At 71.1% G+C, this 18,358-nt stretch carries 19 protein-coding genes; 11 read left to right on the top strand and 8 right to left on the bottom strand.

Going from position 1 to position 18,358, the window contains the following annotated elements; all coding sequences use genetic code 11:
- The first annotated feature begins 38 nt into the window (after positions 1–38).
- Positions 39–554, top strand: a complete 516-nt coding sequence (locus tag DEIMA_RS04025; RefSeq protein WP_043816442.1) for a hypothetical protein — start codon at positions 39–41, stop codon at positions 552–554.
- A gap of 106 nt (positions 555–660) precedes the next feature.
- On the top strand, positions 661–783 hold the full coding sequence (locus DEIMA_RS18825; protein WP_013555953.1) for a hypothetical protein: 123 nt from the start codon (positions 661–663) through the stop codon (positions 781–783).
- A 205-nt stretch (positions 784–988) separates the two neighbouring features.
- On the opposite strand, the gene DEIMA_RS04020 is transcribed toward DEIMA_RS18825, so the two are convergent.
- Both DEIMA_RS04020 and DEIMA_RS04015 read right to left on the bottom strand, forming a co-directional pair.
- Complete coding sequence (locus tag DEIMA_RS04020; RefSeq protein WP_013555952.1) at positions 989–2,479, bottom strand: ATP-binding cassette domain-containing protein; 1,491 nt, start codon at positions 2,477–2,479, stop codon at positions 989–991.
- Entirely contained in the window at positions 2,476–3,405 is a 930-nt protein-coding gene (locus DEIMA_RS04015) for a DMT family transporter (protein WP_013555951.1), read from the bottom strand. Before DEIMA_RS04015 ends, DEIMA_RS04020 begins: the two co-directional genes overlap by 4 nt.
- 61 nt (positions 3,406–3,466) lie before the next feature.
- On the opposite strand from DEIMA_RS04015, the gene DEIMA_RS04010 reads away from it, so the two are divergent.
- Complete coding sequence (locus DEIMA_RS04010; RefSeq protein WP_013555950.1) at positions 3,467–4,180, top strand: HD domain-containing protein; 714 nt, start codon at positions 3,467–3,469, stop codon at positions 4,178–4,180.
- On the top strand, positions 4,177–5,322 hold the full coding sequence (locus DEIMA_RS04005; RefSeq protein WP_148234899.1) for a prepilin peptidase: 1,146 nt from the start codon (positions 4,177–4,179) through the stop codon (positions 5,320–5,322). The genes DEIMA_RS04010 and DEIMA_RS04005 overlap by 4 nt, the downstream gene beginning before the upstream one ends.
- A gap of 51 nt (positions 5,323–5,373) precedes the next feature.
- On the opposite strand, the gene DEIMA_RS04000 is transcribed toward DEIMA_RS04005, so the two are convergent.
- Positions 5,374–6,870, bottom strand: coding sequence for a serine hydrolase (locus tag DEIMA_RS04000; RefSeq protein WP_013555948.1), 1,497 nt, complete (start codon positions 6,868–6,870; stop codon positions 5,374–5,376).
- A gap of 216 nt (positions 6,871–7,086) precedes the next feature.
- Here DEIMA_RS04000 and DEIMA_RS17510 point away from each other — a divergent pair, with 216 nt between their 5' ends.
- Both DEIMA_RS17510 and DEIMA_RS17225 read left to right on the top strand, forming a co-directional pair.
- Complete coding sequence (locus DEIMA_RS17510) at positions 7,087–7,518, top strand: RtcB family protein (RefSeq protein WP_052303280.1); 432 nt, start codon at positions 7,087–7,089, stop codon at positions 7,516–7,518.
- A 77-nt stretch (positions 7,519–7,595) separates the two neighbouring features.
- Entirely contained in the window at positions 7,596–8,498 is a 903-nt protein-coding gene (locus DEIMA_RS17225; protein WP_052303279.1) for an RtcB family protein, read from the top strand.
- A gap of 50 nt (positions 8,499–8,548) precedes the next feature.
- Here the strand turns inward: DEIMA_RS17225 and DEIMA_RS03990 are convergent, their stop codons facing one another.
- Positions 8,549–9,535 carry a malate dehydrogenase gene (locus DEIMA_RS03990; protein ID WP_013555947.1) on the bottom strand — a complete coding sequence of 329 codons (987 nt, stop codon included), beginning with the start codon at positions 9,533–9,535 and terminating at the stop codon, positions 8,549–8,551.
- 221 nt (positions 9,536–9,756) lie between these two features.
- Between DEIMA_RS03990 and DEIMA_RS03985 the strand changes: the two genes are divergently transcribed.
- Positions 9,757–10,311, top strand: a complete 555-nt coding sequence (locus DEIMA_RS03985; RefSeq protein ID WP_013555946.1) for a DUF1003 domain-containing protein — start codon at positions 9,757–9,759, stop codon at positions 10,309–10,311.
- Between the two features lie 109 nt (positions 10,312–10,420).
- Here the strand turns inward: DEIMA_RS03985 and DEIMA_RS03980 are convergent, their stop codons facing one another.
- Complete coding sequence (locus DEIMA_RS03980; RefSeq protein ID WP_013555945.1) at positions 10,421–12,691, bottom strand: esterase-like activity of phytase family protein; 2,271 nt, start codon at positions 12,689–12,691, stop codon at positions 10,421–10,423.
- A 195-nt stretch (positions 12,692–12,886) separates the two neighbouring features.
- Positions 12,887–13,342: a 50S ribosomal protein L19 gene (gene rplS, locus DEIMA_RS03975; RefSeq protein ID WP_013555944.1), complete on the bottom strand. Its 456-nt coding sequence runs from the start codon at positions 13,340–13,342 to the stop codon at positions 12,887–12,889.
- A gap of 349 nt (positions 13,343–13,691) precedes the next feature.
- On the opposite strand from rplS, the gene lipB reads away from it, so the two are divergent.
- The 4 genes from lipB (at position 13,692) to DEIMA_RS03955 (ending at position 16,839) form a co-directional block, all read left to right on the top strand.
- Complete coding sequence (gene lipB, locus DEIMA_RS03970) at positions 13,692–14,435, top strand: lipoyl(octanoyl) transferase LipB (protein WP_013555943.1); 744 nt, start codon at positions 13,692–13,694, stop codon at positions 14,433–14,435.
- Complete coding sequence (gene lipA, locus DEIMA_RS03965; protein WP_013555942.1) at positions 14,432–15,427, top strand: lipoyl synthase; 996 nt, start codon at positions 14,432–14,434, stop codon at positions 15,425–15,427. Before lipB ends, lipA begins: the two co-directional genes overlap by 4 nt.
- Positions 15,428–15,594: 167 nt before the next feature.
- On the top strand, positions 15,595–16,320 hold the full coding sequence (locus DEIMA_RS03960; RefSeq protein WP_013555941.1) for an MBL fold metallo-hydrolase: 726 nt from the start codon (positions 15,595–15,597) through the stop codon (positions 16,318–16,320).
- A 57-nt stretch (positions 16,321–16,377) separates the two neighbouring features.
- Positions 16,378–16,839, top strand: coding sequence for a hypothetical protein (locus tag DEIMA_RS03955; RefSeq protein WP_043816439.1), 462 nt, complete (start codon positions 16,378–16,380; stop codon positions 16,837–16,839).
- A gap of 59 nt (positions 16,840–16,898) precedes the next feature.
- Here the strand turns inward: DEIMA_RS03955 and DEIMA_RS03950 are convergent, their stop codons facing one another.
- Together DEIMA_RS03950 and DEIMA_RS03945 are read right to left on the bottom strand one after the other, a co-directional pair.
- Complete coding sequence (locus DEIMA_RS03950; RefSeq protein ID WP_013555939.1) at positions 16,899–17,273, bottom strand: hypothetical protein; 375 nt, start codon at positions 17,271–17,273, stop codon at positions 16,899–16,901.
- Complete coding sequence (locus tag DEIMA_RS03945) at positions 17,270–17,800, bottom strand: VUT family protein (RefSeq protein WP_013555938.1); 531 nt, start codon at positions 17,798–17,800, stop codon at positions 17,270–17,272. The genes DEIMA_RS03950 and DEIMA_RS03945 overlap by 4 nt, the downstream gene beginning before the upstream one ends.
- Between the last annotated feature and the right edge of the window lie 558 nt (positions 17,801–18,358).

The raw sequence follows: 18,358 nt of genomic DNA, 5'->3' as shown, positions 1-18,358 counted from the left end.
CGGGCATGCCCGTCCGCCGGTCATGGGACGATGTGGTCATGGATGATCGCCCGCTTGGCCGCCACGCCGCTGCATCTGCACCCGCGCCGCTGGAACCCACCGTTCCGGACGCCTCCGCGGAGCACGCGGAGGTGCAGGCGGAAGAACGCCTGATCCGCCGGGGCTTCCGGACGGTGGTGGGCGTGCTGGGCACCATGCTCGGCCTGGGGCTGCTGCTGCTGCTGCTGACCGCCGTGGTGGGGCAACCGACGGGCGGTCAGGTCGTGTGGCTGCTGATCATGGGCGCGCTGGCGTGGCAGATCTACATCGCCCGGTTGTGGGCGCGGCTGGTGCTGGGGTTCCTGCTGTTCACGCGTGGCCTGACCGGCGTCATCGTGAACGTCGCGCTGCTGCAGGACCTCGCGGTGCGGCCCGCCGGGCCTGTGCGTTCGGGGTTGACGCTCGTGGCGGGCCTGTCGCTGGGCCTCGCGGCGCTGTTCATGGTCTTCTGCGTGCTGCTGTTCGCGCCCGCGTCGGTGCGTGCGTACTTCGCGTACGTCCGCCGGTCGTACTGACCCGGCGCCCTACCGCGCCTGCGCGGGCGAATCAAGCGAAGCTGCGCCGCGCACGCGGCGCGCGTTCCGTACAGTACGGGCACACCACAACCAGAGGAGGTGAACCATGAAGAAGCTCCTTCGTGCGGCCCTGGCCCTGATGACGTTGACCGTCGCGGTCGCGGCCGTCAGCGGCACCGCTTCGGCGTACCCGTGCTCCGGCGACAACTACGGCCCTGGCCGCTGCTGATCGTCGTCCTGCTCACCGCGCGTCAACTGCACCCCAGGGGGGGAATCATGAAGAACGTGTTCCGTGTTGCTGCCGCTGTTGCGGCCCTGATGCTCGTGGTGGCGCCGAGCGCTTCGGCCGCGTGGGAATGCCCGAAGCACGTCCAGTGCCTGGAACCCTGAAGGACCCACGCTGAAGGAGGGGCGCCCGTGCGGGCGCCCCTCCTTCAGCGTGGGCGGTGGCGGAGACTCCAGCGTTCCAGGGCGGTCACGAGTGCGTACAGGACCACGCCGAACAGCACGAGCAGCAGCACCGCCGCGAACTTGCGGGAGGAGTCGTAGTACGCGCCCGCCTGGTTCACGAGGAAGCCGAGGCCGCGCACGTTCGGGTCCACGAACTCCCACACGACCGCGCCGATAAGCGCGAGGCTGATGCCGAGCCGCAGCGCGCCGAGCAGCACCGGCAGCGCGTGCGGGAGTTCCAGGCGCAGGAGGCGTTGCGCGCGCGTGGCGTGCAGGCTCGCGAAGAGTTCCAGGTCGGGCCGGGGGACGCTGCGCACGCCGATCATCGCGGCGACCAGCATGGGGTACAGGGCGCTGATGGCGGACACGACGATGCCCGGCACTGTACCGAACCCGAGCCACAGCGTGAGGAACGGCGCGAGGATGACGATGGGGGTGCTTTGGAGGGCCACGAGGTACGGGCTGGCGAAGCGTTCGAGCGCCACGAACTTCCCCAGCAGGTACCCGAAGAGGACGCCGAGCGCGCCGCCGAGCAGCGCGCCGGCGATCATGGTGCGGGCGGTGACCCACAGCGCGCTCAGGAAGGTGGGGGCGTCGCGCAGGAGCGCGACGAGCACCGCCTGCGGGCGGGGGAGCAGCAGGGGGTTCTGGAGGGCGTCGGCGCGCAGGTGCCAGGCGAGCAGCCCGAGGGCGAGGCCGACCAGGGGCAGCACCGACCACCACCAGGCGTGGCGGGGGCGTTCCTCGCGCACGAGGCGGGTGCTGTCGCCGGTGCCGAGCAGGTCGCGGAGTTCCGCTTCGAGGCCGTCGGTGTACGCGCTGACGCGCCCGCCGCCGTTCGTTTCGCGCACGGCGATGATGCGGCCGTGCTGCAGCACAGCCACGCGGTCCGCGAGGAACGCGGCCTCGCGGATGGAGTGCGTGATCAGGACGGTGGTGCGCCCGGTCTTGTCGTGCAGGTGCTTGAGTTCGGCGTTGAAGCGTTCGCGGACGAGGGCGTCGAGCGCGGCGAACGGCTCGTCGAGCAGGAGGACGTCGCCGGACTGCGCGAGGGCGCGGGCAAGGGCCACGCGGGCGCGCATCCCGCCGGACAGTTCGGACGGGTAGTAACGGCAGTACGCCTCCATGCCGACGAGCTTCAGGGCCTCGCGGGCGGGAAGGCCGCCGTTGCCGCGCCCGAGGTCGTGCGGGAGCTGGACGTTGCGCAGCGCGGTGCGCCACGGAAGCAGGCGGTAATCCTGGAACACGAACGCGGGTGGGCTGGACACGCGCACCTCGCCGCTCGCGGGGCGCAGGAGGCCGCCGATGACGCGCAGCAGCGTGCTTTTGCCGCCGCCGCTCGGGCCGATGACCGCGAGGAACTCACCGCGCCGGACCTGCAGGTCCACGCCGTCGAGGACGTTCTGGTTGCCGAGGCGGACGCGAACGTCGCGCAGGTCGATGGCGTGGTCGTTCGGGTCGGTGCTGGGCGTCATTCGTCGCGCTCCCGGGCGGGCGCGGCGGGAGCCGTGCGGGGCCGCCCGAGGAGGTTCAGGAGGATCACGCCGGCGATGGCGACGGCGCCGCCCAGCAGGCTGCGGGCGGTGGGCGCCTCGTGCAGCCACACCCACGCGATCAGGATGGCGAACACCGGGCTGACGTACAGGAAGCTGGTGGTGACGCTCGCGGGCACGCGCGACAGCGCGAACGTCCACGTGAGGTACGCGAGCGCGGCGGGGAACACGCCGATGTACGCCACGGCGAGGTGCGCACCCAGCGGCGCGCGCGCGAGCTCACCGGCGAAGCCCGGCAGGAACACCAGCATGGGCACCGTGCCGAGAATCAGGCTCCACACCGTGAAGTGAAAGGGCGGCATACGGCGCAGCAGCGGCTTCTGAAACACGAAGTACGTGGCGGTGCACACGGCGCTGCCGAGGATCAGCAGCGCGCCGGTCGTGAAGTTCACGCTCTCGCCTTTGCCGAGGACGATCAGCGCGACGCCGCTCAGGCTGATGAGCGTGGACAGCCACCCGACGGCGTTCAGGCGCTCCCCGCCGAAGGCGGTGGCGAGCAGGGCCGTGATGACCGGCCCGGCCGCGATGATCAGGCTGGCGGTGCCAGCGGGGACGCTGATCTCGCCGTAGTTCAGGAACGTGTGGTAGAGCGTGATGCCGATGAAGCTGAGGCCCAGGATGCGCAGCGCGTCCGCGCGGGGCGGGAACGGGATGCGCGCCACGGCGGCGTAGATGCCGAGCGCGAGGGACGCCCACAAGAAGCGGTACAGGGTGAGGTGCCCGGCCGAGAAGCTCTCCAGGCCGGCGCGGATGCCGGCGAAGGCGGACGCCCAGAACAGAATGGTCACGATGATCGCCCCGAAGCTCAGGGCGTCGAGGCGTTCGGGGCGGGCCGGTGAGGACGACATGAGGGTCAGCGTATCAGGCGTCCGTGCGCGCCATTCGTGACGTGACGCGGCATGATGAGGCGTGTTTTCGACTGTTGATCTGGACCACCTGCTGACGCAGGACGCCGCGCTGCGCGCGGTGCAGGGCGAGGTGCGCGCGCGCATGCGCACGGACGGCGCGCACGACGAGGGACACCTGCGGCGCGTGGCCGTGTGGGCGGTGCGGTTCGCGCCGCCCGGAGACGCGCGCGCGGCCGTGGCGGCGGCGCTGCTGCACGACGTCGTGAACCTGCCCAAAGACCACCCGGAGCGCGCCCAGGCGAGCGTGCGTTCCGCAGACGTGGCGCGTGCGCTGCTGCCCGGCCTGGGCTTCACGGCGGACGAGGTGGAGCGCGTGGCGGGCGCCGTGCGGGACCATAGTTTCAGCCGGGGCGCCACGCCGGACACGCCGCTCGGCGACGCCCTGCAAGACGCGGACCGCCTGGAGGCGCTGGGCGCCCTCGGCGTCCTGCGGTGCGCCGCGACCGGCGGCCGCTTGGACCGCGCGCTGCTGCACGACCTGGACCCGTGGGGCGAAGCGCGCGCACTGGACGACGGGGAGTACACCCTCGACCACTTCTTCGTGAAGCTGCTGCGGCTCCCGGCCACGTTCCGCACGCCCGGCGGGCGGGCGGAGGCGGCCCGCCGGGCCGGGACCATCCATGCGTTCCTGACGGCGCTGGGGGAGGAACTGGGCGTACCGTACCCCGCCGGGAAAGAGGTTCGTGAGAGTCGGAAAGGTACACTTCAGCCGTGACCCCTGATGCCGTGATGGCTGTGCTTGCGGGCGTGCTGGGCCTGCTGGTCGGCTCGTTCTCGAATGTCCTGATCTACCGCCTGCCGCGCCGCGAGAACATCGCGTTCCCGCCGAGCCACTGCACGAATTGCAACCACCAGTTGGGCGCGCTGGACCTCGTGCCGGTGTTCTCGTGGCTGGCGCTGCGCGGAAAGTGCCGGTACTGCGGCGCGCCCATCCGCGTCCGTTACCCGCTGGTGGAGCTCGCGACGGGCGCGCTGTACGCCCTGATGGCCGTGGTGTTCCCGTTCTCGGCGGTGGGCGCGAGCCTGCTGGGCCTGTTGGTGCTGATGACGCTGCTGCTGGTGGCGTCCATGATCGACGCGGACACCCGCACCATCCCCGACAGCTTGACGCTGCCGGGCGCGGCGCTTGGCCTGGCGTTCGCGGTGCTGAACGAGCGGACCGGCGCGTCCAGCGCGGGCTTGCCGTCTTTCCCGGAAGCGCTGCGCGGCATGCTGCTCGGCGCGGGCGTGCTGATGCTGATCGACCTGCTGGGCTCGTGGGTGTTGCGCCGCTTCCGGGAGCGGCAGTACCCGGACTTCCCCATCGGGTATCAGCAGGTGGCGCTCGCCACGCTGGTGGGCGCGTGGGGCGGCGTGTGGTGGGGCGTGGCGGCGGCACTGGCGTCCACGGCCGTGAATGTCGTCGCGCGGCGCGTCGTGCGCGTGCCGGACCTGCTGACGCTGGGGGGGCTGCTGGTGAGCGTCGCGGTGGCGAGCACGGGCGTCGGACCGGGCCTGATCCTGATGGTTCAGAACGCCCTGGCGGCGACGGGCGCCGCGGCGCTCATCGCGGGCGCGTACTGGTGGACGCAGCCGGAACCGGCCGACACCGGCGACGACGACGCCTTCGACGCAAGCGCCATGGGGTTCGGTGACGTGAAGCTCGCGGCGGTCATCGGCGCGTTCCTCGGCTGGGAGCAATTCCTGGTGGCCCTGGTCGTGGCGGTCCTGGCCGGCGCGGTGCTGGGCGTCGTGCAGCTGGCCATCTGGCGCGAGAATCGCCTGAAGTTCGGGCCGTACCTCGCGATAGGCGCGCTGGTGGCGCTGCTGTTCGGGCAGCAGCTCATTCACGCGTACATGAACAAGCTGGGCCTGTAACAGCGCGCGTGCAGGCGGGCGGCCCGGAGTCTGGGCCGCCCGCCTGCACGTTCACTTCACGAGGGCGAACAGCGCCTGGTACAGCGACAGGAACGTCTGCTCGTCCAGGCTGGCGGCGTCGTTCCAGGTGGCGGCCAGGCAGTACTGCGCGCCGCTCGCGCCGCGCACGACCGTGGTGAGGTTCAGCACGCCGCGCTCGCTGCCGCCCTTGTACGACGCGCTCGGGAAGCCGAGGTTCTCGGCCGGGCCGCCGTTCACGCGGGTGCTGGGGAGCGCTGCGGTGTCTTTGAGCAGGCCGCACAGTGTCTGCGCGCTCACGAACCACTCCACCTGCGGGTACGTCACGGCGCTGTTCACGAGGCTGCTCTGAGGTGGGCGGCCCTGCTGGTTCACCTCGGCGAGCACGGCGCGTTTCACGGCGTCGTTTCCCGCGGCGTAGCGTGCGCGGAGGGCGTCGTTCTGTGGGGCGGACAGCACGAACAGCTGCCGCGTGCTGGGCACGACCGGCTGCCTGAGGCGCCGCCCGACCGCGTCCGCGCCGACAAGCCGCAACAGGGTGTCCGTGGCGGTGTTGTCGCTCTCGCTGAGCATCTCGGTGGCGAGCGTCGCGACGGTCACGGGCGTCCCGGCAGGCCAGGTGTGCAGGCGGCCGCTCGGGTAGGAGCGGTCCGCGTCGCTCAGGGTCACGACCTCGTCCCAGCGGTGCTGCCCGGCGCGCACCTGCGCCTGCAGTTCCGCGAGGATGCCCAGTTTGAACGCGGACCCCACCGCGAGGCGCGCGTCCGGTTCGCGCGCGGCGATGGTGGTGTCGTCACGCGTCACGAGGACGCTCACGTGGCCACCCAGGGCGCCGAACGCGCGCGTGAGCGCGGCCGCGTCGGCGGTGTTGGGGAGCGCGCCGCCGAGGTACAGCAGCGAGAACCGCCCGGCGCTCGTGACGCCCGCCCGCAGGAACACCGCGCCGCGTTCGTACTCCGCGCGGTACTGCTCCTCCCCGATGGACGTGACGGCCGTGAGGCGCCCGAACTGCTGGCGGTACGCGGCGAGCGCCGGGCCGACCTGCGCGAGCACGTCCGGCGTGAAGTCCGGCGTGAACCACGCCGGGTTCGCGGCGTCGGCGTTCAGGAGGCGCGCGAGCGCCTGACCGGTCGCGTCGCCGGTGCGGACGGCCGGGGTGGTGGGGGCGGCGCCGGTGCTCGCCGGGGGGGTGCTCGGCGCGGCCTGCATCCCGGTGATGAGCAGCCCCCGGAAGACGCCCCGGGCGTCCGTGGTGGCGCGGACGTTCACGTTGCCGCGCGCGTACTTCAGGGCGTAGGTGTCCGTGCCGGTGGCCTGGACGCCCACGAAGTCCCCGTAGGCGGCGCGGAACCCCTGGAAGCCCGCCTGCATCTGCGGGATCAGCGCGGCGAAGTCGGCACTGAACCACGCGGCGTCCAGTCGGTCCGCGCGGGCGAGGCGCGCGAGCGCGTCCGGCGTGCTGAGGGTCTGGGCGAGGGCCACGCCGGCCATGAGGGCCGCTGCAGGCGCCAGCTGTTTCAGGAACGTCATGCTCAGGAGTACGGGCCCGGCGCGCCCGACGTTGCCGCCGGCGCACGTGATGTTCCTCCGGTGCGCCCATTGGCGGATGCGCGCCCGACGCCGCGCGCGCACACTGAGGCTGATCCGCCAGATGACCGGCTGCTGTGGCGGGCGAACCTCCTCCCAGGCCCGCGCGGCGCCCTCCGGCGCGCCGGGCTGACGCTTCGCTCTGCACAAGGACACCACATGAAACTTGACCTGGAACGCCTGGATGGCGTTCGCACGTGCGTGCACAACCCGCACGGCATTCCGGTGACGCTGCACGCCACCGACGACGTCCGCGTGGAACGCGCGGCACTCACGGAACTGGGCGACCTGCTGGACGCCCTGGCCCGCACCACGCGGGCGTTCGGCACCGCCACGCCCACCGTGACCCTCACGCCGGATTTCCACCGGGGCCGGGGCGTCCCCGTCGGCACCGTCCTTCACGCGCCCGGCCTGCTGCTCCCGGTGGCCCTGGGCGCGGACGTGGGGTGCGGCATGCGCCTGCACGTCACCTCACTCACAGCGCCGGACGTGACCCCGCACCTGGGCGCCGTGGAGGTTGCGCTCCGGCGCACGTTCTTCGAGGGGGCCGGGACCTCCCGACCACCGCGGCCCTGCGCGCGGCAGTCCTGACCGACGGTCTTGCTGGGGTCAGCCGGGCGGCGCGCCCCTCGTCGGCGCTGTGGTCCGCCTGGACGGCGGACCTCGCGGTGTTCGCGGAAGGTCACGGGAGCCGCCCCGCGCCGCTGCACGCCGTGTTCGACGACTGGGTGCGCGGCGGCCTGAAACGGGACGCGCACCTGGGCAGCATCGGCGGCGGGAACCATTTCGTGGAGGTGCAGGTGGTGGAGCGCGTGCTGGATGCCCGCACCGCCTACGCGTGGGGCGTGCGGCCCGGCGCGGTGTGCGTGATGGTGCACAGCGGCTCGCTCGGCTTCGGGCACGCGGCCGCGCACGTGCTGCGCGCGCTCGCCGGGCCGGCTGGCGGCCACGTCGGCATGGCCGTACCGTTGGCGGACGCGGCGCTGGCGCACGAAGCGCGCACCGTCATCGCGAACGCGGCGAATTTCGCGTTCGTGAACCGGGCGCTGCTGACCCTGCAGGCGCTGGACGCGCTGCGCCGCGTGACGGGCGACTTCAGCGCGCGGGCCGTGTACGACGCGCCGCACAACCTCACGTGGGGGGCGCTGCACCGCAAGGGCGCGACGCCCGCGCGCGGTCCCGGCGACGCCGCCCTGCTGGGCACGCCGTTCGAGCATGTGGGCGAGCCGGTGCTGGTGCCCGGCAGTATGGGTGACCGGAGTTTCCTGCTGGTCGGTCGGGGGTGCGGCAGCAGCCTGCACAGCGCCGCGCACGGCGCGGGCCGCGCGCTCGCGCGTGGGCGCGCCATGCGTGATGCGGGCGTCGCCGCGAGCCTGGAGGGCGTGCGGGTCGTGACGCCCGTTAACCCGCGCACGACGCGCGCGGACGTGTGGGCGCGCAAACGGCAGGAACTCGCGCAGGAGGCGCCCGCCGCATACAAGGCCATTGCCGCGACCGTGGACACCCTCGAACGCGCCGGCATGGCGTTGCCCGTCGCGGCGCTTCGGCCCCTGTTGACCGTGAAGGGCTGAGTGAAGGAGGGAGGCCGCGGCGTCATGCCGCGGCCTCCCTCCTTCCGGCCTTAAATCAGGCCGAGGTCGCGCACAGCCTGGCGCTCTTCTTCGAGTTCCTGCGCGGTCGCGTCCATCTTGCCGCGGCTGAAGTCGCTGACGTCGAGGCCCTGCACGATGGTGTACTCGCCGTTCTTGACGGTGACGGGGAAGCCGTAGATCAGGCCCTCGGGGATGCCGTAGCTGCCGTCGCTGGGGATGCCCATGCTGACCCACTCGCCGTCAGCCGTGCCGAGCGCCCAGTCGCGCATGTGGTCGATGGCGGCGCTCGCGGCGGACGCGGCGCTGCTGAGCCCGCGCGCCTCGATGATGGCGGCGCCACGCTTGGCGACCGTGGGGATGTACTCGTTCTCGTACCACGCCTGGTCATTCACGGCTTCGAGGGCGGGCTGGCCGTCCACGGTGGCGTGGGCGAGGTCCGGGTACTGCGTGGAGCTGTGGTTGCCCCAGATGGTGAGGTTCTTGATGCTGCTCACGGGCTTGCCGGTGCGCTCGGCGAGCTGGCTGATGGCGCGGTTGTGGTCGAGGCGCACCATGGCCGTGAACTGCTTGGGGTCCAGGCCGCGGGCGTTCTGCTGCGCGATGAGGGCGTTCGTGTTGGCGGGGTTGCCGACGACGAGGACCTTGACGTTGCGGCTGGCGACTTCGGCGAGCGCTTCACCCTGGGGTTTGAAGATGCCGCCGTTGGCGCTCAGCAGGTCGCCGCGTTCCATGCCGGCCTTGCGGGGCATGGCGCCGACGAGCAGCGCGTAGTCGGCGTCCTTGAACGCGACCTTGGGGTCGTCGCTGGTGACGATGTCCGCGAGGAGCGGGAACGCGCAGTCGCGGAGTTCCATCACGACGCCCTGCAGGGCCTTGAGGGCGGGCGTGATTTCGAGGAGTTGCAGGATGACCGGCTGGTCCTTGCCGAGCATGTCGCCCGCGGCGATGCGGAAGAGCAGGCTGTAGCCGATCTGGCCGGCAGCGCCGGTAACGGCGACGCGTACAGGTTGTTTCATGGGGTGCCTCCTTGAGTGTTGGGGAACTCCGGTGGGGTGTTCCGAGTCATCCTAACGCACGCTCGGGTGGCGTTCGGCGCGGGGCGGGCGTTACCTCTCGGGGGACGCCGTGGGCGTTCACGTAGGGGGGTTTAGCGGCGGCTCACGTGCGGGCGCGCGCTCACGCGCGACAGTGGCAGGCATGGAGCGGACAGGACCGGGGCGCGCGCAGGTGGAGCGAGATGCGTGAAGCCCCGCCGCGTCACGATGAGCTGCTGAGCCAGAACGCGGAAATCAACGCGCTGCTGCTGCAGCAGGCCGAACTGAACCTGACGGCGCTGCACCGCCCCATCGAGCGCTTCAGCCGCTTGGTGAGCCGCCCGGCGTTCATTGTGGGGGCGCTGGGTCTGGCGGCGTTGTGGATCAGCGTGAACCTCGTGATGAAGGCGGAGGGGCGCGCGCCGTGGGACGAGCCGCCATTCTACTGGTTGCAGGGCGTGCTGGCGCTGCTGAGCCTGCTGATCACCATGACGGTCCTGATCGGGCAGAGCCGCCAGGGGGAGTTGGCGGAGCAGCGCGCGCAGCTGCAGTTGCAGGTGGTGCTGCTGACCGAGCAGCGCACCGCGAAGCTAATTGCGCTGCTGGAGGAGTTGCGGCATGACCTGCCGAACGTGGCGGACCGCGTGGACGAGGAGGCCGAGGTGCTGCAGCACGCGACGAACCCGGAGATGATCCTGCACACCCTCAATGACGGGGAGGACGTTCCCGGTGCTGTGCGCGAGCAGCGTGACCCGTGAGCGTTCACAGCTCGCGCCTCACCCGGCGCCGCGCAGGGCTCAGCTGTGGGCTCAACGCTGGAGGCCCCGCCGAATGGCGGGGCCTCGTCTCATGCGCGCGGGTGGGCGGTCAGCGGCCCACGCCCGGCGCGACCGTGAGGGGCGCGTCGAGTTTGATCCACAGCACTTCGGTGTCGTCCTTGACGTCCTTGCCGCGCCCGCCGGTGCCGGGGTAGTTGTTGTCGTTCGCGACAAGGATGGTGTTCTGGTCGAGCACGAGGACGTCCTCGATGGTCACGAATGGGAAGCTGAACACGCCCGCCTGCGTGCTGGGCGCGAGGCCGCGCGGGTCGCGGAGGTTCAGGAGGTCCACCAGTTCGGTCTTCTGGACGTTGCCGCCAGCGTCTCGCTGGTTCAGGTCGATCTTGTAGATCTTCTTGAATTTCGCGTCGCTGCCGCTGGCCTCGTCGCGTTCGATCACGAGGTACTCGTGGTCGTTCACGGCGGTGAGGTCCCCGATGGCGTGCGCGGGGTTCTCGAGTCGGTAGCGCCCCGCGAGGCCCGTGAAGGTGCGCGTCTTGAGGTCGAAGGTGTTCAGGCGGAGCGTGCCGTCCGGGTCGCCCGCGACGGTGCCTTCGAGCAGCGCGATGAGGCGGGTCTTGTCGGCGCTGAGCGCGAGGCCTTCGTAGCCTTTGCTGCGGTTCAGGTTCGCGGCGCTCGGGGCGCCGGGCGAGGTGCCGGCGGCGAGCAGCGCGGGGTTCTGGGGGCTGCGGACCTCGGGGGTGGTGTACTGCGCGCGGACGCGCGTGCCGATGGCCGGGAAGTCCGTGAAGTACCCGTCCACGCCGGCGCGGATCAGGTCGCGGAACTCGGCTTCCACGTCGCCGGCGTACGCGGCCGGGAGGTACGCGGGTTCCGCGCGGACCGTCCAGGGGTGCACTTGCAGGCCGGCGGCGTGCGCGTCGCGCACGAACGCGGTGGGTTTGAGGGTGTTCTTGTCCGCCGTGAACAGCAGGGCCTTGTTCGGGCCGGCGCCCTGCGCGTACGCCGCGATGCCTTTGAGGCCGTCGGGCGTGACGAGGTCCGCGTACGTGCGCTTGTCGCCGCTCGCCGTGAAGTCGTACGGGGCGCCGCCGCCGTTGATGAGCTGCACGAGCGGCACCTTGAGGCCGGCGGCGGGGAGGATCTTCGTGGCGAGTTCGCGGAGGTTCGCGGTTTCGAACGACTGGATGAACACGCGGTTCGGGTCGGTGAAGCCGGTCTTGACGAGCGTGTCGACGATTTTCTGGCCGAGGTTCACGTTGATGGGCGTGCCGTCCGCGTGCTTGCCTTCGGTGAGGAAGTACGTGGGGTGTTTCGTTTCGGGGTAAATGCCGATCTTCCGGCCGGTGCGCGCCTCCACGTCCTTCACGAGCGTGATGATGTCCTCGAGAGTGGGGACGGTGAACTGCCCGTCGAAGGCCGTGCCGCGCAGCTGCGGGAGGCGTTCCTTGGCGCGCAGCGTACGCAGTTCCGCGAGGGTGAAGTCCTCCGCGAAGTACCCGCGGACGGTGACGCCGTCGAGGGTTTTGGTGGTGAGGCGGTCCTTGAATTCCGGGTGGTCGGCGACGTCGGTGGTGGCTTCGGTGACCTTCCCGTTCGCGTCGACGCTCGCGAGGATGGGTTCGTGGCGGGCGATGAGGACGCCGTCGCGCGTGACCACCAGGTCCGGCTCGACGAAGTCCGCGCCGGCGTCGATGGCCGCCTGGTACGCGGCGAGGGTGTGTTCCGGGCGGGTGCCGCTGGAGCCGCGGTGCCCGATCACGATGGGCGCCTTGCCGCTCAGGGTGGCGAACGTCTCGAAGTTCGGGGTGGCGTACGGCGCTTCGAGGAGTTTGCCGGTCGCGTCGAAGTGCAGGAGGTACGGGCCGAACTCGTCGCCGATCCATAGGGTGCCGTCGGGCGCGGCGACCAGGGACTCCACGTCGAAGTCCGCGCCGGTCAGGAGGCGCTCGGGGGTGCTTTCGTTGACGAGGACGAAGGGGACCTTGCGGTCCGGGTCGCGCAGGCTGATGAACGATGCGGGCGTGAGGGTGCCTGCGCCGCCCGCCGCGGTGTTCGCGGTGGCGTTCATGCGGTACACGCGCAGCAGGTAGTCGGCGCTGTTGGCTTTCGCGCCGAAGCCGTTGTCCGGCAGGAACAGGAAGGTGCCGTTCGGGCCGAACTGCACGCCGCTGAAGCCCTGCACGGGCTGGCTGGGGAAGCGCGGAGTGGCGGCGCGGACGCCACCGTCGTACTGGCCGCTGGCGGGCCCTTCGGCGAAGGTGTCGGCGGGCATGCTGGCGTACCCGATCAGTTCGGCGGCGTGCGCGGCCGGGGCGAGGGTGAGGGCGAGCAGGGCGGACAGCAAACGTGTCTTCATCGCGGCTGAGCATGCCCTTCATGTGTCAGCGGCGGGTGCGGGGCGTATCAGGGGCCTGTCAGGGCGCCGGTGGGGTTTCTCACCAGGGCGGGGACCGTGCGCCCTCTGGTCAGGTGGCTGCCGGCAATCCCGGGTCGCTTCGGGACAATGAAGCAGCGCCCGCACGTTCGTGCGGGCGCTGCTGTGCGGGGAGACTTACTCGCCCTGCGCTTCTTCGGTCGCAGCGGGCGCGGCAGCGGCAGTGGCGGCCGCCGCTTTCGCGGCGTTGGCGCGCGCGGCGTCCTTCATGACGCGGCTGCGGTCGTTCTTGATACGGGCAGCCTTGCCGCGCAGTTCGCGCAGGTAGTACAGCTTGGCGCGGCGGACCTTGCCGCGCTCCAACACGGTGATCTTGTCGACCAGCGGGCTGTTCAGGGGGAACACGCGCTCCACGCCTTCGCCGAAGCTGATCTTGCGCACCGTGAAGCTCTTGCGGGCGCCGCTGTTGTTGATGGCGATAACGACGCCTTCGAACGCCTGCAGGCGGCTGCGGTTGCCTTCGCGGACCTTGGTGTCCACGCGGACGGTGTCGCCGGGCTGGAAGTCGGGGAGGTCCGCTTTGAGGTGCGGCTGCTCGATGGAGCGCAGGATGGCGCCACGGTTGATCTTCATAGTCTCTCCTTTGCGTCGGCGGACCGCCCCACACCACGGGCAGCCGGGGTGCGGCTGGCGGGTTGTCCCGCTCGTGCGGGCAGAGGCGTTCACGATCGCTATGCGCGCCCGCGTCGTCGCGGGGCAGACCGTAGGAGTATACGCGCTTTGAGGCGCCTCCCTCAAGGGGGGAGGTGCACCAAGTTCAAGCGGCGCGCGCCTGTGGGCGCGTGGGGGCGCCGACGCCCACAGGCGCGGGCCTTTCCTCCACCCTTCCGGCGCGCGTGGCTTTGTGCCGGAGGGCACGAAAGATGAGAAATGGTGCGCGCGGAACGCTCATGTCGGGGCAGGCGGGTTTAGAATCCGGAACGTGAGTGGCAAGGCCCCCGAAGCGTTTGACGTGCTGGACCTCGGCACCGTCCCCTATGACGTCGCGTGGGATACGCAACGCCAGCATCACGCGCGCGTGGTGAACGGCGCGCAGCCCACCCTGCTGCTGCTGGAGCACCCGGCAGTCATCACGCTGGGCCGCAAGGCGTACACCGGCGAGAACATCATCGTCACCCGCGAGCACCTGGATCGCCTCGGCATCCGCGTGTTCGAGATTGAACGCGGCGGCGACGTCACGTACCACGGCCCCGGCCAGCTCGTCGGGTACGCGATTTTCCCCGTCGGACGGCGCGTCCGCGACTTCCTGCGGCTCCTGGAGGCGTCCCTCGTGGACGCCCTCGGCACGTTCGGTCTCGCTGCCCGCGCGAACCCCGGGTACGCCGGCGTGTACGTGGAGGCGCGCGACGTGAACGGACGCACGCTGGAGCAGAAGATCGCCAGCATCGGCGTGGCGGTGCAGCGCAACGTCGCCCTGCACGGCTTCGCGCTGAACGTCAGCACCAACCTGGACCACTTCGAGTTCATCCGCCCGTGCGGCCTCACCGACACCCAGATGACCAGCGTGGACCGCGAGTACGCCCTGCGCGGCCTCGGCACGCCGCCCAGCATGGACGACGTGAAGGCCGAGATCGCGCGCGCGTTCGCGCGGGCGTTCGCCACGTACGACTGGTCCATTCCGGCGCCCGCCGCCGACCCCTCCCCCACCCTTCAAGGAGCGTCATGACGCAGCAGGACCCCACCCCGCCCGACATCAAGTTCATCAAGAACGGCATCTACCGCAAGGACGCCGTCAAGACGCGCGAGCCGAAACCCTCGTGGCTGAAAGTCACCATCCCCACCGGCGAGGTGTTCGGCGAGGTCCGCAAGGTCGTGCGCGAGCACAAGCTCCACACGGTGTGCGAGGAGGCGATGTGCCCGAACATCGCCGAGTGCTGGTCGCGCGGCACGGCCACATTCATGCTGATGGGCCACGTGTGCACCCGCGCGTGCCGCTTCTGCGCCGTCGACACCGGCAACCCCCGCGGGCACCTCGACGTGACCGAACCCATGCAGGTCGCGGACAGCGTGCAGCTCATGAAGCTGAAGTACGTCGTGCTGACCAGCGTGGACCGCGACGACCTGCCGGACGGCGGCGCGTACCACTTCGCGCGCACCGTCGCGCAGATCAAGAAGGTCAGCCCGGAAACGCGCGTGGAGGCACTCACGCCGGACTTCAGCGGCAACACGCACTGCGTGGACCTGGTGCTCGACGCGGGCGTGGACGTGTACGCGCAGAACCTCGAAACGGTCCGCCGCCTCACGCACCCCGTGCGTGACGTGCGCGCCAGCTACGACCAGACCCTCGCGGTGCTGGCGTACGCCAAGAAGGCCCGCCCGGACGTGTACACCAAGACCAGCATCATGCTCGGCCTCGGTGAGACGCGCGAGGAGGTCATTGAGGCGATGCACGACTGCCGCGCGGCGGGCGTGGACGTCATCACGTTCGGGCAGTACCTGCGGCCCACGCACCACCACCTGCCCGTGGAACGGTACGTGACGCCGGAGGAGTTCGCGGAGCTGCGCGAGATCGGCATGAGCCTGGGCTTCGTGGAGGTCGTGAGCGGCCCCCTCGTGCGCAGCAGCTACAAGGCCGAGCAGCTGTTCATGGACAAGCCCGGCAGCTTCCCCGAGCACCTCGCGCACCTCGACGACGGCGCGCAGCTCGGCATGCTGTAACGCACGCGTTCAGCTGCAGAGGCCGCGGGCATGCCTGCGGCCTCTGTTCGTCCTGACGTGACCATGGGCCGCGCGCACAGGGCGGCCCGCCACTTGTTTCGGCGCCCGCGAGGGTTCAAGCTCTCAGGGCGCCACCCGACCTGCCGGGCTGGCGGTCAGGAGGCCGCATGAAACTGACGGAACACGTGCACGTTCTGCCGCTCCACGAACCGGGCGCGCCCGCGTCCAACACGATGCACCTGAGCCTGATCCTCGACGACGCGCGCGGCGCGACCCTGGTGGACACGGGCCTGCCCGGCCGCGAGGAGGCCGTGCTGGCCCTGCTGCGCGAGGCGGGCGCCTCGCCGGGCGACGTGCGCCGGATTGTGCTCACGCACCAGGACCTCGATCACGTGGGGTCGGCGGCGGCGCTCGCGCGCATGACGGGCGCGCAGGTGCTCGCGCACGCGGACGACGCGCCGTTCATTGATGGTCGCCAGCGGGCCGTGAAGCTCCCGCCGCCGTCGGTGCTGAGCACCCTGCCGCCCGGCGCGCGCGCCATGATGAAACGCGGCGCGGACCCCGTGACGATCACCCGCACCCTGGCGGATGGGGAGGTGCTGGACGTCGCGGGCGGGGTGCGGATGCTGCATACCCCCGGGCACACGCCGGGGCACCTGAGCCTCTACGTCCCCAGCGACCGCGTGCTGATCGCCGGGGACGCCGTGGTCGTGCACGACGGGCAGCTGGCGCCGCCCCCGGCGCCCATGACGCCGGACATGCCGGCGGCGCTGCAGTCCATCAGGAAGCTCGCGGCGCTCGACGCGGACATTGTCGTCGCGTACCACGGCGGCGTGCAGCGCGGGGACGTGCGCGCGCAGCTGCGGACGCTGGCGCCGCGCGTCAGCTTCTGAGCGCGGGGGGCGCGCAGCTTCGTGCAGGCGCGCCCCCGCAGGCCTTACAGTGACGCGGTGACGTTCTCGCCTGTAACCGCGCAGTACCGCGCTCCGGGCCGCATGATCACCCTGAACGCCGTGGGGTTCCTCGGCTTCGCGGCGCTCGCGGCGGGACTGCTGCTGACCATGAGCCTCCCAGCCTGGAAGTGGGCGCTGCTGGCGTTCGGGGTGCTGTACCTGCCGTACGCCTTCTGGAGCCAGCGGGCCGCGGTGCTGCACCCGCCGCGCGTGGACGACGCCGGCGTGTTCCTGTACCGCAAACCGGACCTGGATTACCTGATGCACGGCGCGCACGTCCCCTGGGCGAACGTGCGCCGCGTGGAGCAGGGCGCCGCGGGGGTTCTGTGGGTGTCGTACGTCGCGGCGGACGGCCAGGCCCGCCGCGACCCGGTGCCCACGCGGGCGTTGCGGAACGCAGACGCATTCCGCAACGCCCTGCTGAGCGGCGCGGCGGCGAACGGCGTTCCGGTCGACTGACGCCCCCAGAGAGCAGGAGGCCGGACGTGTCTGTCCGGCCTCCTGCTCTGGGCTGCTCGTTACGCGGGCGGTCCGGCCGTCACGGTGACGCGCTGCTCCTGGCGGACCATGTTGAGTTTCACGTCACCGCACACCGTCACCTCCAGGCCGAGCGTGGCCGCGCAGTCCTCCGCCACGGTCTGCACGAAAAACTCGATGTCGCGCACGACGGGATGCTGGTGAAACGCTCGGACGTACGCGTCGAGGCTGAACAGTTCCAGCAGGTGCGCGCGCGGCGCGTACCGGACGGTGAGCGTGCTGCCGGGCGCGGGGTTGTGGCTGGCCGGGCAGAGTTCCGGCAGGTGCAGGACGTGCTCGACGGTCGTGCGCAGGTGCGGCCGGGCGTTCCCGATGGTGCGCAGGTGCGCGCGCGGCTCGGCGGGCGCACCGGTCATGCGGGCGCAGCCGTGGTGCGGTGCGCGCGCAGAGCGAACAGCGCGGCGATGCCGTACTTCACGATGACGTCCGCGAAGATGATCTGCGGGATGAGCGGGCCGTACTGCGGGTCACCCCAGAACGCGATGAGCGTGAACACGGCCGTGTCGATGGGCACGCTCACGGCGTTGCTGGCCAGCACCCGCGTCCACCAGGAGCGCTGCAGGAAGCGCTGGTACACGGCGGTGTCCGCGAGTTCACCGGCGAGGATGCCCAGGAACGACGCGAGAATGAAGCGCGTGGGCGTGTGGGTGTACAGCGCGGCGGCGACGTTCACGATGACGGCGAGCGCAATGGCGATAAAGACGTACTTCAGGCCGTGGCGGTGAATGCGGTCACGGAGCGTGAACACGGCCGCGAAGAAGATCGTGCCGATGGACAGCTGGCCGTAGAGCGGCAGCGGAATGAAGTGGTTGAGGGTGAGGTTGGCGAGCAGGACGCTCAGCACGTACAGCACGATCCACAGCACAGGTGAACCTTTGGTCATGGGGACTCCTCCGGCAGCGCGACAGGACAGGTCGCGGCCTCATGGGGCGCGCCCGCCGGGGTGGTGTGGGCGGGCGCGTCGGCGTCCGCTCGGGCGAGCGCCAGTGCTTCAGGGTAGCGCAGGGGCGCGCCGCTGTGGCGGCGCGCCGCACAATGCGCGCGTCAGCGGCGACCGCGGGTGGGGGGGCGGTGTTGGCGCGCATGACGGCGTCGCGCGTGAGGTCCGTGACGTCCGTGCGCGTCGCGAGTGACAGCACGGGCGCCCACTCGACGAGGTCGACGGTGTTCGTGGAGGGGTTCGGGAGGCCGCTCACGTAGTCGGCCTTGAACACCAGGTTCACCTGAAGGGCGCCGAGGGTGTTCACGAAGGTGCGGCTCCCGAGCAGCGTGAACTGATCGACGGCGACGCCTGCCTGCGTCATGATGGCGCGCCGCAGGACCTCCTCGGCGGACGCCTGCGCGTCCGTGTGGACGGTACCGGGCAGGCCGGTCACACCGCTGCTGTACTCGAGCAGCAGCACGCGCTGCTCGCGCTGCACGACGGCGTACAGGCCGACAT

The sequence above is a fragment of the Deinococcus maricopensis DSM 21211 genome (assembly GCF_000186385.1).
In the GTDB taxonomy this organism is placed as follows: domain Bacteria; phylum Deinococcota; class Deinococci; order Deinococcales; family Deinococcaceae; genus Deinococcus_B; species Deinococcus_B maricopensis.
This window is presented reverse-complemented; position numbering and strand designations above follow the sequence as displayed.